This is a genomic window from Modestobacter italicus (genome assembly GCF_019799965.1).
In the GTDB taxonomy this organism is placed as follows: Bacteria; Actinomycetota; Actinomycetes; order Mycobacteriales; family Geodermatophilaceae; genus Modestobacter; species Modestobacter italicus_A.
Genome location: NZ_JABGCJ010000008.1, coordinates 77,393 through 92,006, shown reverse-complemented (window position 1 = coordinate 92,006; position 14,614 = coordinate 77,393). Strand labels below are relative to the sequence as shown.

Here is a 14,614-nt window from a genome sequence, read left to right as displayed (position 1 = left end):
TCAGCGCGGCTCGTCCGACTCGATCGGCCGGCCGACGGTGAGCGCGTCCCGCAGGTGAGCGGGGAGGGCGGCGTAGGACCCGTCCGGCAACGCGCCCACCGCGTCCAGCACGCTGCTGAAGAACAGCCGGGCGGCGGCGGCCAGCACGACGTCCAGCACGTCCCCGTCACTCAGCCCCGCGGCCCGGGCCCGGGCGACGTCGGCCTCGGTCATCGCCGCGGCCCCGGCGGCCACCTGGTCGGCCAGCTCCACGACGGCCAGCTCGGTGGCGGACAGCCCGGCCGACCGCGGGTCCCGGACCATCGCCACGACCGCCTCGGCCCCCAGGTGCTGCTCGGCGAGGACCTGCCCGTGCGCCAGGGCGCAGTAGCTGCACCGCATCCGCACGGCCGCCGCCACGGTGGCCAGCTCGTACCGGCGCGGGTCCATGCCCGCCTTGACGGCCGCGTTCAGCTGCTGCCACGCCGCGAGGACCGCCGGCCGCTGGGCGAACACCCGGGCGTGGTTGGGCACCGCTCCCGGCGCGGCCTCCCCCGACGTGTGGGCCTGCGCCGCCGTGCTCGTGGCCGGCGACTCCACCGGTGTGTCGATCCAGCTCATCTGCCGGCCTCCGCCCTCGCTGGGTGCCGGCAGCGTAGGGCCAGCAGGTCCGCCCCGGGCGGACCTGCGTCCCGGGGTCGCCTGGGCGAGACTCGGGACGCCCCGCCGACCGACCGGCGGGGACCCGGCACACCCGCACCCGAGGAGCCACATGCTGTCCGATCGATCACGTCCGGTCATCGAGGCGACCCTGCCGGTCGTCGCCGAGCACATCGAGGAGATCGCCCGACGCTTCTACGCCCACCTCTTCGGCGAGCACCCGGAGCTGCTGGACGGCACCTTCAACCGGGGCAACCAGGCCGAGGGCACCCAGCAGGTCGCCCTGGCCGGCTCGGTCGCCGTCTTCGCCAGCGCGCTGGTGAAGGACCCCGAGCAGGTGCCCGAGAAGCTGCTGGTGCGGATCGCGCACAAGCACGTCTCCCTGGGCATCACCCCCGAGCAGTACGAGGTGGTGCACGACCACCTGTTCTGGGCGATCGTCGACGTGCTCGGCGACGCGGTCACGCCCGAGGTCGCGGCCGCCTGGGACGAGGTCTACTGGCTGATGGCCTACGCGCTGATCAACATGGAGCGCGGCCTCTACAGTGCCCGCGGGGTGCGCCCGGAGACGGTCTGGCGGGAGTGGCAGGTCGCCGAGAAGATCGAGGAGACCGCCGACGTCGTCACCTTCCGGGTCAAGCGGGTCGACGACCGGCCGGTCAAGGCGTCACTGCCCGGCCAGTACGTGTCGGTGAAGGTGCGGATGCCCGACGGTGTGCACCAGCCGCGGCAGTACAGCCTCACCCGCGCCGACGACGGCGAGCACCGCCAGTTCTCGGTCAAGCGGGTGCGCGGCGGGGACGAGCCGGCGGGCGAGGTGTCCAACCTGCTGTGCGACCAGGTGCAGGTGGGTGACGTGCTCACCCTGTCGGTGCCGTTCGGCGACGTCGTGCTCGACGACTCCGGGCGGCCGGTGGTCTTCGCCAGCGCCGGGATCGGGATCACCCCGATGGCCGGCATGCTCTCGCACCTGACCGCGGCCGGGTCGCACCTGCCGATCACGCTGCTGCACGCCGACCTCGACGAGGAGTCCTTCGCCCTGCGGCACCAGGTGCTCGACGACGTCCGCCGGCTCGAAGGCGCCACCGCGCACGTCTTCTACGAGCGCGGCGCGCACGGCAGCCTGCCCGTCGACGGGGTGCACGCCGGGGCGATGGACCTGGACCGGGTCGACCTGCCCGAGGGGGCGGCGTACTACCTGTGCGGGCCGCTGCCGTTCATGCGGGCGGTGCGCAGCGCGCTGATCGACCGGGGCGTGCCGGGTCGGGACATCCAGTACGAGGTCTTCGGCCCCGACCTCTGGCAGGCCGACCTGGCCACCGAGCCCGCCCCGGGCACCGGTGAGGCGGTCGCCGCGCAGGCCTGACGGCCGGCCGCACGGCACTGCGGGCCGCGACCGGAGTCCGGTCGCGGCCCGCAGGCGGTACTGCTGAGCGGTCGGCTCAGCGGGTGAGGACCTCGTGCTCGTTGGGCACGCAGTGCGTCATCACCAGGCCGGTCACGTCGCGGGGACCGTTCTTCCCGAGGTTGGCCGCACGCTGCAGCTCCGCCTCGGTCAGCGTCTGGCTCTGCAGCGGCGGCAGGCCCCGGACGTCGTCCGCGCTGATGCCCAGGCCCTCGCCGACGCGCTGACCCAGCTCGTCCTCGGCCATGAACAGGTGCCAGACCATCCGCTCCTGGATCGGGCGGTCGCACTGGGAGAGGCCGTCGATCAGGTTGGCCACCAGGTCGTCCTTCTCCCACTGCTCCGACAGCAGGTACCGCTGGCCGGCCTGCGTGTAGTCGTCGGTGCGGGCGATCCGCTTGCGGGTGAGCCGGCCGGTGATCTCCGGGCCCTGCTCGTCGTGCGTGGGGTACTCGGCCTCACGCAGGCCGCCGGTGATCGACGGCTCGTAGTTGACGTGCGGGTTGGTGCCCTCGGCGCGGTCCACGCCGTAGGCCATCGCCCCGTCGCGCTGGTTGGTGGCGACCCGGGTCTTGGGGGCGTTCACCGGCAGCTGCAGGTAGTTCGGGCCGACCCGGTAACGCTGGGTGTCGGAGTAGGAGAACGTCCGGCCGACCAGCATCTTGTCGTCGGAGAAGTCCAGCCCGTCGACCAGCACACCGGTGCCGAAGGCGATCTGCTCGCTCTCGGTGAAGAAGTCCTGCGGCGTGCGGTTCAGCGTCATGGTGCCGACCTTGCGCAGCGGGAAGTCGTTCTCCGGCCAGGTCTTGGTGTCGTCGAGCGGGTCGAAGTCCAGCTCGGGGTGCTCGTGGTCGTCCATCAGCTGGACGTGCAGGTCCCAGGACGGGTACTCGCCGCGCTCGATGGCCTCGTAGAGGTCCTTCGTGTGCACGCCCAGTTCCTTGCCCTGTGCCACCTCGGCGTCGGCCGCGGTCCAGGACTTCACGCCCTGCTTCGGCAGCCAGTGGTACTTGACCAGCTTGGTCTCACCGGCGGCGTTGACCCACTTGTAGGTGTTCACGCCGAAGCCCTGCATGAAGCGGTAGCTGGAGGGCAGGCCACGCGGGCTCAGCACCAGCGTGATCATGTGCATCGCCTCGGGCGACTGCGACCAGAAGTCGAACACCCGGTTGGGCACCTGCCGGTCGAAGTTGACCGGGTCGGGCTTCTGCGAGTGGATGAAGTCGGGGAACTTGATGGCGTCCCGGATGAAGAAGACACCCAGGTTGTTGCCGACGAGGTCCCAGTTGCCGTCCTCGGTGTAGAACTTCACCGCGAAGCCGCGCGGGTCACGCGCCGCCTCGGAGGAGTCACGGCCACCGGCGACGGTGGAGAAGCGCAGGGCGACCGGGGTCTCCTTGCCCTTCTCCTGGAACAGCTTGGCCCGGGTGTACTTGCTGATCGGCTCGTCACCGACGGTGCCGTCGGCGACGAAGACGCCGAAGGCGGTGGCGCCGCGGGCGTGCACCACGCGCTCCGGGATGCGCTCCCGGTCGAAGTGGCTGATCTTCTCGAGGAACTGGTAGTTCTCCAGCGTGGCCGGGCCACGCGAGCCCACCGTGCGCTGGTTCTGGTTGTCGTAGACCGGGTGTCCCTGACGGTTGGTCAGGACCGGCCGGTCAGCCTCACTGGCTGCCGGGCCCTGCGATGCGACGTCGGTCATGCTCCCACTCCCTCTTCGATTGCACTGTTCTCGGTGGTGCTGTTCGTTCCGTAACCGTGCGTCCTGCGCGCGACCTGGCAGTCCGCGCAGAGTCCCCAGAAGACGACCTCGGCCTCGTCGACGGCGAAGCCCGCCGTCTCCGAGGGCGACAGGCAGGGCGCCTGCCCCACGACGCAGTCGACGTCGGCGACCACCCCGCACCCCCGGCAGACCAGGTGGTGGTGGTTGTCGCCGACCCGCAGCTCGTACAGCGCCGGTCCACCGGCCGGCTCGATCCGGCGGGCGAGGCCGCCACCGACCAGCGCCTTGAGCACCCCGTAGACCGCCTGCGGCGAGATCGAGGGGTGGACGGTGCGGGCAGCGGTGGCGATCGTGTCGGCGTCGACGTGCGGGTGCTCGGCGAGCACCCCGAGCACCGACAGCCGGGGCCGCGTGACACGCAGCCCGGCCGTGCGCAGCTCGGTCTCCCAGGTCGTCTCCATCGCGGACGAGTCAACCCTGTTGTTTTGATCCAGTCAAATCAAGAGCAGGTGAACACCACCTGACGAGTGACCCCGTCGACCCCGTCGCAGGGTCCACGCCGAGCCGGTGGCTCAGCCGAAGACGATGGTGCGGTCGCCCTCGACGACGACCCGGTCCTCCACGTGCCAGGTCACCGCCTGCGCGAGCACCTGGCGCTCGACGTAACGGCCGATCCGGCGCATGTCGTCAACCGTCGCGCGGTGGTCGACCCGGGCGACCTCCTGCTCGATGATCGGGCCGGCGTCCAGCTCCGCGGTCACGTAGTGCGCGGTCGCGCCGATCAGCTTCACGCCGCGGTCGTGCGCCGCCTGGTAGGGGTTCGCGCCGACGAAGGCCGGCAGGAAGCTGTGGTGGATGTTGATCAGCCGTTCGGGGAACCGGCTGCAGAAGTCCGGCGACACGATCTGCATGTACCGCGCCAGCACCACCAGGTCGACGTCGCCGATCAGCTCCAGGGCGCGGGCCTCGGCGGCGTCCTTGGTGTCCGGGGTGACCGGCACGTGGTGGAAGGGCACGCCGTGCGCCCGGGCCACCGGCTCAAGGTCGGGGTGGTTGGAGACCACCGCGGCGATCTCGGCCCGCAGGTCGCCCGAGCCCACCCGGTAGAGCAGCTCCTGCAGCACGTGGTCGGTGCGTGAGACGAACACCGCCAGCCGTGGGGTGTGCGCCGCCTCGGTCAGCCGCCAGGTGAGCTGCCACTCCCCCGCCAGGCCGGCCAGCGCCGCCTCCAGCTCGGCGCGGCGGCCGGCCAGGTCGGCGAGGACGAACTCCAGCCGCAGGGTGAACGTGCCGCCCGACGGGTCCGAGGAGTGCTGCTGGGACTCGGTGATGTTGGCCCCCACCTGCGCCATCAGCCCGGAGAGCGCCGCGACGATCCCGGGCCGGTCGGGGCAACGGACGACCAGCCGCCCCAGGTCGGCGGTGCGGGGGTCACGAGGCGCTGACATGCGCAGATCGTCCCAGAGCGGCCCAGCGCGACCTGCGGGGTGTCAGTGTGCGGCCAGCGCCGCGTTGACCAGCTCGGTCGCCAGCCAGCCGAGCGGGACGACGGCGGCCAGCAGCCCGGCCACCAGCGCCCGCTGCCGCCAGGACCGGCTCAGCAGCAGGGCGAGGACCACCCCGGCCACGACCATGACCACCCCGGAGCTGCCCTGCCACGGGAAGCGGACCGCCCGGTAGAGACCCTCCATGACCAGCACGCCACCGACCACCGCCACCCCGGCCGTCGCCCGCCGGCCACTGCCCTGCCGCCACCAGCGCCCGGCCGTCCCGAAGACGACGCCGGCCACCACCCCGGCCACCAGCCACTCGACCACCGTGACCCCGTTGACCGGCAGCTGCTGCACCGACTGGGCCGCGTAGTAGCTGCCCACCAGGAGCAGCTCGGTGGCGACCGCGGCGGCGACCGCGGTCCGCGCTCCCCCGCTGAGCGCGCCGACGAGGAAGGCGACCAGGCACCAGGCGGCCACCGAGTTGGCCCATGCCCCCCACGGGTCGGGCAGCACGCCCTGCGCCCACTCGGTCAGCACGCCGCCGCCGACGCCGAGCACCAGCACGGCCAGCGGCAGCCACCAGCGGACGGGCGCAGCGGGCGCCGGGGCGGGACGGGCAGCGATGTCGATCACGCCGTCGATCGTGCCGGTGCGAGAGCACCGGGCACATCGGCCCGCGGTCTGATCCGCCGTCCACCCCCGGGACGACCTGCCCGGCCATGTTGGCCGACATGGCCGGGCAGGGGCGGGCGGTCAGGAGCCGGGCAGGACGGCGCGGGTGCGGGCGCCGACGTCGAACAGGTCGCCGAGCTCGGCCACCCGGGCCAGGACGTCGTCGGTGCGGAAGCGGGCCGCCTCGGGGTCGCCGCCGGCCCGCAGCTCGTCGACCTCGGCCCACTGCAGCGGGGTGGAGACCGTGGCCAGCGGCCGGGCCCGCAGCGAGTAGGGCGCGACCGTCGTCTTCGCGGTGTTGTTCTGACTCCAGTCGACCAGCACCTTGCCCGGCCGCAACGCCTTCTCCATCCGCCAGACGACCTCCTCGGGCGTCTCCCGGGTGAGCTGCTGAGCCAGCGCCTTGGCGTACCGGCTGGGGTGGTCCTTGTCGGCGCACTCGATCGGGGCGTACACCTGCAGCCCCTTGGAGCCCGACGTCTTCACCACCGGGTCCAGCCCGTCGGTGAGCAGCTGCTCCCGCAGCCGGTGCGCCACCCGGGCGCACTCGACCACACCGGTGCCCGGGCCCGGGTCGAGGTCGAGCACCAGCAGGTCGGGCAGCTGCGCGACGCCGGCCTCGTCCACCTGCCACTGCGGCACGTGCACCTCCAGCGCGGCGAGGTTGGCCGACCAGACCAGGTCCGGGACGGCGGTGAGCAGCACCATGTCCAGCGTCTCCCGGCCCCGCGAGCTGCCGGGCGAGGGAACCGTGACGGTGTGCACCCAGTCCGGAGCGTGCCGGGCGTTGTTCTTCTCGAAGAACGCCTGCCCGTCGACACCGTTCGGCCAGCGGGTGAAGGTGACCGGCCGGCTCGCGACGTGCGGCAGCAGCACCGGGGCGATCCGCACGTAGTAGTCGATGACCTGCGCCTTGGTGAACGCGACCTCCGGGAAGAGCACCTTGTCCAGGTTGGAGACCTCCAGCTGGCGGCCCTCGATCTGCACCCGCTGCCTCACGCGATCTCCTCGCCGGCGCTCTTCGAACGACTTCGGCGGGCCGCCCTGCTCATCGGTCCGCTCGCACGCTCGCTCACGCGGGCTCCACCACGACGTCCTCGGGCCGGACGTCGTCGCGCAGGCCGCGCCAGGACGGGTGCCGCAGCCGGCCCTCGCGGGTCCACTCGCCGTACCGCACCTCCCCGACCAGCAGCGGCTCCACCCAGTGCGCGTCCCGGGTGACCTCCCGGGGCAGCGCGCCGGCGAACGGAGGGGTCGCCCGCGGCGTGAGCAGCGGCTCCAGGTCGGCCAGCGCCCGCGCGGTGAAGCCGGTGCCGACGTGGCCGGCGTACACCAGGTGGCCGCTCTCGTCGTGCACCCCGACCAGCAGCGAGCCGATCCCGCCGGCCCGCCGGCCCTCGCCCGGCCGCCAGCCGCCGACCACCACGGCCTGGGTGCGCAGGTTCTTCACCTTCCGCCAGTCCGGCCCCCGGCCGCCGGGACGGTAGGGCGAGTCCAGTCGCTTGACGACGACGCCCTCCAGACCGTTCTCCCGGCTGGCCGACTGCACCTGCGCGCCCACGCCCGGGGCGTCGCCGGGGAACCAGGGGGTGGTGACCCAGCGGTCCGAGGCGGCGGCGAGGGCGTCCAGCCGGGCACGCCGCTCCCGGTAGGGCAGCGCCAGCAGGCTCTCCCCGTCCAGTGCGAGCAGGTCGAACAGCAGGTAGCTGACCGGCGCGGCAGCGGCCCGTCGGGCGACCTCGGGGCCGGTGCGGTGCATCCGCCCCTGCAGCAGCCCGAAGTCCGGCCGGCCACGGGCGTCCAGCGCCACGACCTCCCCGTCGAGCACCGCGTCGTGGCCGGCGAGCGCCGCGGGCAGGGCGTGCAGCTCGGGGTAGGTCGCCGTCACGTCGTTGCCGCTGCGAGCCCGCAGCCGCACCCGGCCACCGCGCACGTGCGCGAGCACCCGGACGCCGTCCCACTTGAACTCGTAGCCCCAGCGCAGGTCGTCGGCCCGGGGCAGCTCGCCGATCGCGGCCAGCATCGGCACCAGGTCCTCGGGCACCCCGTCGGCGACCGGTGCGTCGGTGACCGGGTCGGCGTCCAGCTTGCGCAGCGCCCAGCTGCCGTCGGGCAGCCGGAACAGCACGAAGCGGCCGGACAGTCGTTGCCCGTCGAAGGCGACGGTGACGTGGTCGTCGGTCCACGTCTCGGTGGCGTACCGGCCGGCGTCCCAGATGGTCGACACCCCGGCGCCGTACTCGCCGGCGGCGATGGTGCCGGAGAAGGAGGCGTACTCCAGCGGATGGTCCTCGGTGGGCACCGCCAGCCGGTTCACCCCCGGCTCGGTCGGCGGGCCCTTGGGCACCGCCCAGCTCTTCAGCACCCCGCCCCGCTCGAGCCGCAGGTCCCAGTGCACCCGCTCGCCGGTGCGGCCGCGGGGCGTGTGGTGCTCGTGCACCACGAAGGTGTCGTCGTCCCCCGCCGGCAGCGGTCGCCCGGCCGGCGGCACCGGCTCCGCGGTCCGGGACGGGTCGCGCTTCGCCCGGTACGTCGCCAGCGGATCGGGTGCGGCCACCCGAGGTCAGGCGGTCTTGCGGGCCCGGGGGGCACGCTTGGCCGGCTTCGCCGGCGCGTCGTCGTCTGCCGCTGCGTCGTCGCCTGCCGCCGCGGCCTTCTTCGGGGCGGCCTTCTTCGCCGCGGCCTTCTTGGCGGGCGCCTTGCCCTCGGCGGCTGCCGCCTTCTTCGCCGGCTTGCGGGCGGTGGTCTCCTCCTCCGCCGGGGCCGGCTCCTCGTCGGCGTCCTGCGACGGGACCGGAGCCCCGCCCGCCCGCTCCACGCTGCGCCGCAGCGCGCTCATCAGGTCGACCACCGCGCCGCCGCCGTCGTCGGCGGCCTCCGGCGCCGGCTGCACGTCACCACCGGACTGCTTGGCCTCCAGCAGCGCGGTCATCGCCTCGCGGTAGTCGTCGGTGAACTGCGCCGGGTCGAAGTCGCCGGCCATCGTGGAGATCAGCGACTCCGCCATCGCCAGCTCCTGCGGCCGCACCGGCACCTCCTCGTCGAGGAAGCCGAAGGAGGGCCGCCGGATCTCGTCGGGCCAGCGCATCGTGTGCAGCACCAGCACGCCCTCGCGCACCCGGAGCGCGGCCAGCGACTCCCGCTGCCGGATGGCGATCTTGGTGATCGCCACCTGGCCGGCGTTCTCCAGCGCGGTGCGCAGCAGGACGTAGGGGCGGGTGGCGACGCCGTCGGGCTCCAGGTAGTAGGTCTTCTCGAAGTGGATCGGGTCGATCTGCTCCTGGTCGACGAACTGCAGCACCTCGATCTCCCGGGTGGTGACCAGGGGCAGCTCGTCGAAGTCCGCGTCGGTCAGCACGACCAGCTGGCCGTCGGGCAGCTCGTAGCCCTTGGCGATGTCGCCGTACTCGAGCTCCTCGCCGTCGACCGAGCAGACCCGGCGGTACTTCACCCGGCCGCCGTCGGCCTTGTGCACCTGGTGGAACCGGATGTCGTGGTCCTCGGTGGCCGAGTAGAGCTTCACCGCGATGCTGACCAGCCCGAAGGAGACCGCGCCACGCCAGATGGACCGCACGCCGTACCTCCTGGGCCGCAGGGCACGCGACGACCGCGTCCCGTCAAGATCGCAGGATAGGCGCTGCGCGCCCGACCCGACAGCTCGAGACCGCCACTCCGCGTAGTCGTCCACCCCGACGGGTGACCGGTGCGGCCTGTCGCCACCGGCCGCGGCGCCCGCGGTCGGCGACGCAGGGTGATCGTCGGGTCGCGGTCAGACGTCCTGGCCGGTGATGCTCCCCGACTCGTCGCCCCCCGGCTGCAGGGCACCGTTCTGGATCGCGTCGTACACGAACTGCAGGACGTCGGAACCGGCCACCATCGTCATCGTCAGCGCGGCCAGCCGGGTGGCCCGTGGCGCGGTCACGTAGCCGAGGACGAAACCGGTGCCGACCCACTGCGCCATGCAGAACGGGCAGGTGAGCAGCTCCCCCACCGCGTGCTTGACCCCGCCGTGCTCGCGGACCTCCTCGGCGACCTCGGCCTCGCCCGAGGTGCCCTGGTAGCTCACGAACGGTGCCCGCACCGGGGCGGTGACCGGGTCCTTGGCGATCCGCCGGGCCAGCCGGAACGTGCCGACGGTCAGCAGCACCGCGTCGCCGAGCGGGATGCGGGTGGGCAGCTCCCGACCGGACACCCGGATGGCGGTGGCCGCGGCGCTCACCAGGCCCAGGTAGACGCCCATCGCGCCCAGGTCGGCACCCAGCGGACGGGCCTCGCCGTGGGTGTACTCCTGCTTCTGGGTGCGAGCCCACCGGCGGACCGGGGCACTGATCCGCTGCACGTCGTCTGTGATCGCCATCCCCGCGCCGTACCCCGGCCGGCCGACCTCATGCCCGGGCGGGGGCGACCCGGCTCACGCATGCCCGGCGGGTGCGCGGGTAGGGCGATGCCCAGACGCCGGTCACCCGACCGGCTCCCCCGTCCACCTGGACGGACGCGCGTGCCCGCACGGACGCACGCAGAACGGAGGCACCACGATGACCGACCCGGACCGCGCCGCCCGCGACTCTGCGCTCAACGACGCCGAGTTCCCCGATGACGAGCGTGGCCTCACCGGCACCACCGACGGCCCGCGCGGGGACGTCGGCCCGGAGGGCCAGACCGCCCGCGACGTCTTCCCCGAGGACAACGGCGTCCCCGAGGTCTCGCAGGACGACAGCCCGACCATGGCCCGCGCCGAGGACCCGGAGTTCGCCCCGGAGCCCGGCGGGCGCGACGACCACCAGACCGTGGATTTCGGCACCACCGCCTTCGAGCAGTCCGAGGGCGAGTCCCTGTCGGGCCGGCTGGACCGCGAGGTCCCCGAGGACGCGCCCGACGTGCGCCCGGCCGAGGACCCCGACCGTGCCTTCGCCCAGCTGGACCAGGACGAGGACACCGACCGGCTCAGCGACACGGGCACCAACCGCACCGGGGACGACGTGGAGGCCTTCGCCGACGCGCCGGTGGGCGGCGAGGGCCCGGAGGAGAGCGCGGTGCACGTCGTCGAGGGGAGCTGACTCCCGTCCGGCGGGCCGCCCGCCCGGCCGGCCCGCCGGACGTCTGATTGGTGCGGCGATCATGCCGGCACTAGGTTGGGCACCGCGGTTGAGCAGCCAGCCGTCGCCTGCCCGGGCGCCCCGGGAGGCGTGTCCGGAACCTCGGTGTCCCGGGCCGCGTGGACCGGACGGCATGCAGCAGTAGGCTGTCCGGGCTAGCGCGTGCCCGACGTGCACCGCCGCTGAGAGGAGCTGCAGTCCGTGACCTCATCCGACTCACCCGCCGAAGGCTCGCGTGACGTGTCGGCCCCGGCCGACACGAACGAAGCGCCCTTCGACGACGTGATCACGCTGTCGACGTCCACCGACGGCGACGGCACGGTCACCGTGACGGTCGTCGGCGAGGTCGACACCTTCACCGCCCCCGTCCTGCGGGCGTCCCTGGACACCCAGCTCGAGCAGCAGCCGACCGCGCTGGTCATCGACCTGTGCGGTGTCCAGTTCCTCGGCTCGGCCGGCCTGGCCGTCCTGGTCGAGACCCAGAAGTCGGCGCGCTCCCGCGACGTCGGGCTGCGGCTGGTGGCCAACACCCGCGCCGTGACCCGCCCGCTGGAGGTCACCGGCCTGATCGACCTCTTCACGATCGCCGAGAAGGCCTGACCCCAGGCACTGACCGGTACGACGACGGCGGCTCCCCTCCTCGGAGGGGAGCCGCCGTCGTCGTGTGGTGACGTGCCGTCAGCGGCCCCGTCGCAGGGGCCCGCCACGAGCTTGCGAGTGGTGGGGGGCGACGGGGCCCTTCCTCAGGCGCTGAGCAGTTGGCAGACCGCCTGCTCGATGGTCCGCTGCGCCGTCCGGTCGTCGGGCGCCCCGGCTGCCTCGGCCAGCGCCTCGACGACGGTCTCGCCGTGCTCGTACCGGTCGACCACGCGCGGGTCGACGTAGCTGTTCTTGCACACCGTCGGGGTGTTGCCCAGTTGCTCGGAGACCTTCACGTAGGCCTGCCGCACCACCTTCTGCCGCGCCGTCCTGCTGGTGGGCGGCGGGGCCTCGGCCAGGGTGGCGGCCATCATCACCGTCGCCGTCCAGGTGCGGAAGTCCTTGGCGGTGATCTCCGCGCCACTGACCTCCTTGAGGTAGGCGTTGATCTCGTCGCTGGTGACGTCGTGCCAGCTCCCGTCGGCCAGGCGATAGCCCAGCAGCTCGCCACCCTCCTCGACCGGGCGCTCGAGCAGTTGCCGGACGACGGTGGCGGTGGGCCGGTCGAGCAGCTCGACCTCCCGGTCGATGCCGCCCTTGGCGGTGTAGTGGAAGAACACCCGCTCGCCGCGGACCGAGACGTGCTCCCGGCGCAGCGTGGCCAGTCCGTAGGTGCCGTTGTCCTCGGCGTACTGCTCGCTGCCCACCCGGAAGGCGCCCAGGTCGAGCAGCCGGACCGCACACGCCAGCACCCGCGCCCGGTTGAGGCCGCGGGTGCGCAGCGCGGCCACCACCTCGTCCCGGACGTCCGGCAGCTGGTGGGAGATCTCCAGCACCCGCTCGTGCTTGGCGGCGTCCCGCTTCACCCGCCACTCGTCGTGGTACCGGTACTGACGGCGACCGGCGGCGTCGGTGCCGACCGCCTGGATGTGGCCGTTGGGCCACGGGCAGATCCACACGTCCTTCCAGGCCGGCGGGATCGCCAGGGACCGCAGCCGGTCGAGCCGCTCGTCCTTGATCAGCACCCCGTCACTGTCGTGGTAGGCGAAGCCGCGCCCGGCGCGGCGCCGGGTCCAGCCCGGGGCGTGCACGTCACTGCGGCGGAGTCTCACGGCCTTGAGATGGGCACGACCGGGTGGCCTCAAACCCGGACACGGCCCAGGTCACCTCGCCCGCAACCGAAAAGCCGATGCGTGTTTGGCCGCCCCGCCGTCCGGGCATGGCACTCCGGTCGGTCGGTAGTCGGGGAACCGGGCTCGGCCCGGGGCACCACCGCACGGCGACCGCCTCGTCGCTCGCGCTCCTGCACGGAGCTGCGGGCGGGTGCGCGATGATGGGCCACCGCGCTCCCGTCCGGGAGCGCGCGGACGACGAAGGAGCGAACGACGCATGGGCGACACTTCGGCCGCCGCCACCGGCGAACGGCGCACCGAGCGGCTGGAGCTGCGGGTCCCGACCTCGCCGACCCAGCTGCCCGCGGTGCGCGCGATGGCCGCTGACCTGGCGCTGCGGATGGACTTCGACCTGGACGCGGTGGAGGACCTCCGCCTCGCGGTCGACGAGGCCTGCGCCACGCTCTCCTCCGTGGTGCTGGACGATGCGCCCCTGACCGTGGTCTTCGAGGTCAGCCGCGACGGTCTCCGGATCGACGCCTGGGTGCCCACGGCCGCCGGCGTCGACGTGCCCCGCGACGGGTTCGGCTGGGCGGTGCTGCACACCCTGGTCGACACCGTCGAGGCCGGCCCCAGCACCCAGGCCACCGTGCTCGCCGGCGACGGGTCGGCCACCCCGGTGGCCTGCATCTCGCTGGTCAAGCAGCTGCGCCGGTACAGCGCGCTCGACGCCCTGACCGAGCAGCCCGACAGCGACGTGTCGGTCGCACGGTGACCCGGTCGGCTGCCACGGACCAGCCGGCCGCCCACGACACCGTCCTGGGCGCCGGTGAGGCTGCGCGCCCCAGCGCCGTCGCCGGCGACACCTCCCCGATCGGCGACACCGCCCCGGAGACGAACCCGATGACCGACGAGCCCAGCACGGACGAGACCGGGGCGGCGCCGGCCACCACGCCGTCCGTGGCGGACGAGTCCGCCGCGACCATCGAGCCGGCCGCCGACCCGGTGCCGATGTCGGACAACCGGAAGCGCGCCGAGCGGACCGCACCGCTGTTCGCGGAGCTGGCCGGCCTGGAGAAGGGCGACCCGCGCCGCGAGCGGCTGCGGGAGATCCTGGTCGAGGAGCACCTGCCCCTGGTCCGGCACTTCGCCCGCCGGTTCAGCAACCGCGGCGAGCCCTTCGACGACCTGCTGCAGGTCGGCACCCTGGGGCTGATCGCCGCGATCGACCGGTTCGACCCGACCCGCGGCGTGGAGTTCCTGTCCTTCGCCGTCCCGACGATCACCGGTGAGATCAAGCGGCACTTCCGCGACCAGGGCTGGTCGGTGCGGGTGCCGCGCCGGCTGCAGGAGCTGCACCTGTCGCTGAACGCCGCGGTGAGCGAGCTGTCCCAGAAGAACGGGCACGCGCCGACGCCGTCGGAGCTGGCCGAGCACCTGGGCATCCCGCGCGCCGAGGTCCTCGAGGGGCTGGCGGTGGCGAACGCCTACCGCAGCAGCTCGCTGGACGAGCGGCTCTCCGGCGAGGAGGACTCCCCCACCCTGGCGGCGACGCTGGGCGAGGAGGACGCCGCACTGGAGGGCGTGGAGTACCGCGAGTCGCTGCAGCCGCTGCTGGCCACCATCCCGGCCCGCGAGCGCCGCATCCTGATCCTGCGGTTCTTCGGCAACATGACCCAGTCGCAGATCGCGGCCGACATCGGCATCTCCCAGATGCACGTCTCCCGGCTGCTCAGCCAGACCCTGGCCAAGCTCCGTGAGGGCCTGCTCAAGGACTGATGGATCCCCCCGGCCCGGAGGCCGTGGACGCCAGTGGCCCAGAGCTCACCGAGTTC

15 protein-coding genes are annotated in these 14,614 nt (G+C 73.4%); 5 read left to right on the top strand and 10 right to left on the bottom strand.

Annotated elements, in window-relative coordinates; genetic code table 11:
* A complete protein-coding gene (locus tag HLA93_RS18315; RefSeq protein ID WP_222195874.1) occupies positions 1-600 on the bottom strand; it encodes a carboxymuconolactone decarboxylase family protein in 600 nt (199 codons plus the stop codon).
* 151 nt (positions 601-751) lie between these two features.
* On the opposite strand from HLA93_RS18315, the gene HLA93_RS18310 reads away from it, so the two are divergent.
* Positions 752-2,005 (top strand): FAD-binding oxidoreductase, encoded by a 1,254-nt coding sequence (locus HLA93_RS18310; protein WP_222195873.1) that lies wholly within the window; start codon positions 752-754, stop codon positions 2,003-2,005.
* 76 nt (positions 2,006-2,081) lie between these two features.
* On the opposite strand, the gene HLA93_RS18305 is transcribed toward HLA93_RS18310, so the two are convergent.
* The 8 genes from HLA93_RS18305 to HLA93_RS18270 form a co-directional block, all read right to left on the bottom strand.
* Positions 2,082-3,746: a catalase gene (locus HLA93_RS18305; protein ID WP_222195872.1), complete on the bottom strand. Its 1,665-nt coding sequence runs from the start codon at positions 3,744-3,746 to the stop codon at positions 2,082-2,084.
* Entirely contained in the window at positions 3,743-4,228 is a 486-nt protein-coding gene (locus tag HLA93_RS18300; RefSeq protein WP_222195871.1) for a Fur family transcriptional regulator, read from the bottom strand. Before HLA93_RS18300 ends, HLA93_RS18305 begins: the two co-directional genes overlap by 4 nt.
* 111 nt (positions 4,229-4,339) lie before the next feature.
* Positions 4,340-5,215: a formyltetrahydrofolate deformylase gene (gene purU, locus HLA93_RS18295; RefSeq protein ID WP_222195870.1), complete on the bottom strand. Its 876-nt coding sequence runs from the start codon at positions 5,213-5,215 to the stop codon at positions 4,340-4,342.
* Between the two features lie 42 nt (positions 5,216-5,257).
* The gene (locus HLA93_RS18290) at positions 5,258-5,893 is read right to left on the bottom strand and encodes a DUF6518 family protein (protein WP_222195869.1); all 636 of its coding nucleotides are present in this window, start codon (positions 5,891-5,893) and stop codon (positions 5,258-5,260) included.
* 120 nt (positions 5,894-6,013) lie between these two features.
* Entirely contained in the window at positions 6,014-6,931 is a 918-nt protein-coding gene (ligD, locus tag HLA93_RS18285; RefSeq protein WP_222195868.1) for a non-homologous end-joining DNA ligase, read from the bottom strand.
* A gap of 73 nt (positions 6,932-7,004) precedes the next feature.
* A complete protein-coding gene (gene ligD / locus HLA93_RS18280) occupies positions 7,005-8,489 on the bottom strand; it encodes a non-homologous end-joining DNA ligase (protein ID WP_222195867.1) in 1,485 nt (494 codons plus the stop codon).
* Positions 8,490-8,495: 6 nt separating this feature from the next.
* The gene (gene ku / locus HLA93_RS18275; protein ID WP_222195866.1) at positions 8,496-9,506 is read right to left on the bottom strand and encodes a non-homologous end joining protein Ku; all 1,011 of its coding nucleotides are present in this window, start codon (positions 9,504-9,506) and stop codon (positions 8,496-8,498) included.
* A gap of 195 nt (positions 9,507-9,701) precedes the next feature.
* Positions 9,702-10,289: a DUF1360 domain-containing protein gene (locus tag HLA93_RS18270; RefSeq protein WP_222195865.1), complete on the bottom strand. Its 588-nt coding sequence runs from the start codon at positions 10,287-10,289 to the stop codon at positions 9,702-9,704.
* Positions 10,290-10,467: 178 nt separating this feature from the next.
* Between HLA93_RS18270 and HLA93_RS18265 the strand changes: the two genes are divergently transcribed.
* Both HLA93_RS18265 and HLA93_RS18260 read left to right on the top strand, forming a co-directional pair.
* Positions 10,468-10,989, top strand: a complete 522-nt coding sequence (locus HLA93_RS18265; RefSeq protein WP_222195864.1) for a hypothetical protein — start codon at positions 10,468-10,470, stop codon at positions 10,987-10,989.
* Positions 10,990-11,229: 240 nt separating this feature from the next.
* Positions 11,230-11,628: an STAS domain-containing protein gene (locus HLA93_RS18260; protein WP_222195863.1), complete on the top strand. Its 399-nt coding sequence runs from the start codon at positions 11,230-11,232 to the stop codon at positions 11,626-11,628.
* A 143-nt stretch (positions 11,629-11,771) separates the two neighbouring features.
* Here HLA93_RS18260 and HLA93_RS18255 read toward each other — a convergent pair whose 3' ends face one another.
* Entirely contained in the window at positions 11,772-12,779 is a 1,008-nt protein-coding gene (locus HLA93_RS18255) for a DNA topoisomerase IB (RefSeq protein WP_308128232.1), read from the bottom strand.
* 277 nt (positions 12,780-13,056) lie between these two features.
* On the opposite strand from HLA93_RS18255, the gene HLA93_RS18250 reads away from it, so the two are divergent.
* Together HLA93_RS18250 and HLA93_RS18245 are read left to right on the top strand one after the other, a co-directional pair.
* Positions 13,057-13,554, top strand: coding sequence for an ATP-binding protein (locus tag HLA93_RS18250; RefSeq protein WP_222195862.1), 498 nt, complete (start codon positions 13,057-13,059; stop codon positions 13,552-13,554).
* On the top strand, positions 13,551-14,558 hold the full coding sequence (locus HLA93_RS18245; protein ID WP_222195861.1) for an RNA polymerase sigma factor SigF: 1,008 nt from the start codon (positions 13,551-13,553) through the stop codon (positions 14,556-14,558). Before HLA93_RS18250 ends, HLA93_RS18245 begins: the two co-directional genes overlap by 4 nt.
* Positions 14,559-14,614 lie beyond the last annotated feature (56 nt).

Excerpts from the sequence above, each read along its gene's own strand:
- HLA93_RS18315 (WP_222195874.1), bottom strand. The coding sequence starts at position 600 with ATGAGCTGGATCGACACACCGGTGGAGTCGCCGGCCACGAGCACGGCG.
- HLA93_RS18300 (WP_222195871.1), bottom strand. The coding sequence starts at position 4,228 with ATGGAGACGACCTGGGAGACCGAGCTGCGCACGGCCGGGCTGCGTGTC.
- purU (WP_222195870.1), bottom strand. The coding sequence starts at position 5,215 with ATGTCAGCGCCTCGTGACCCCCGCACCGCCGACCTGGGGCGGCTGGTC.
- HLA93_RS18250 (WP_222195862.1), top strand. The coding sequence starts at position 13,057 with ATGGGCGACACTTCGGCCGCCGCCACCGGCGAACGGCGCACCGAGCGG.
- HLA93_RS18270 (WP_222195865.1), bottom strand. The coding sequence starts at position 10,289 with ATGGCGATCACAGACGACGTGCAGCGGATCAGTGCCCCGGTCCGCCGG.
- HLA93_RS18265 (WP_222195864.1), top strand. The coding sequence starts at position 10,468 with ATGACCGACCCGGACCGCGCCGCCCGCGACTCTGCGCTCAACGACGCC.
- HLA93_RS18310 (WP_222195873.1), top strand. The coding sequence starts at position 752 with ATGCTGTCCGATCGATCACGTCCGGTCATCGAGGCGACCCTGCCGGTC.
- HLA93_RS18305 (WP_222195872.1), bottom strand. The coding sequence starts at position 3,746 with ATGACCGACGTCGCATCGCAGGGCCCGGCAGCCAGTGAGGCTGACCGG.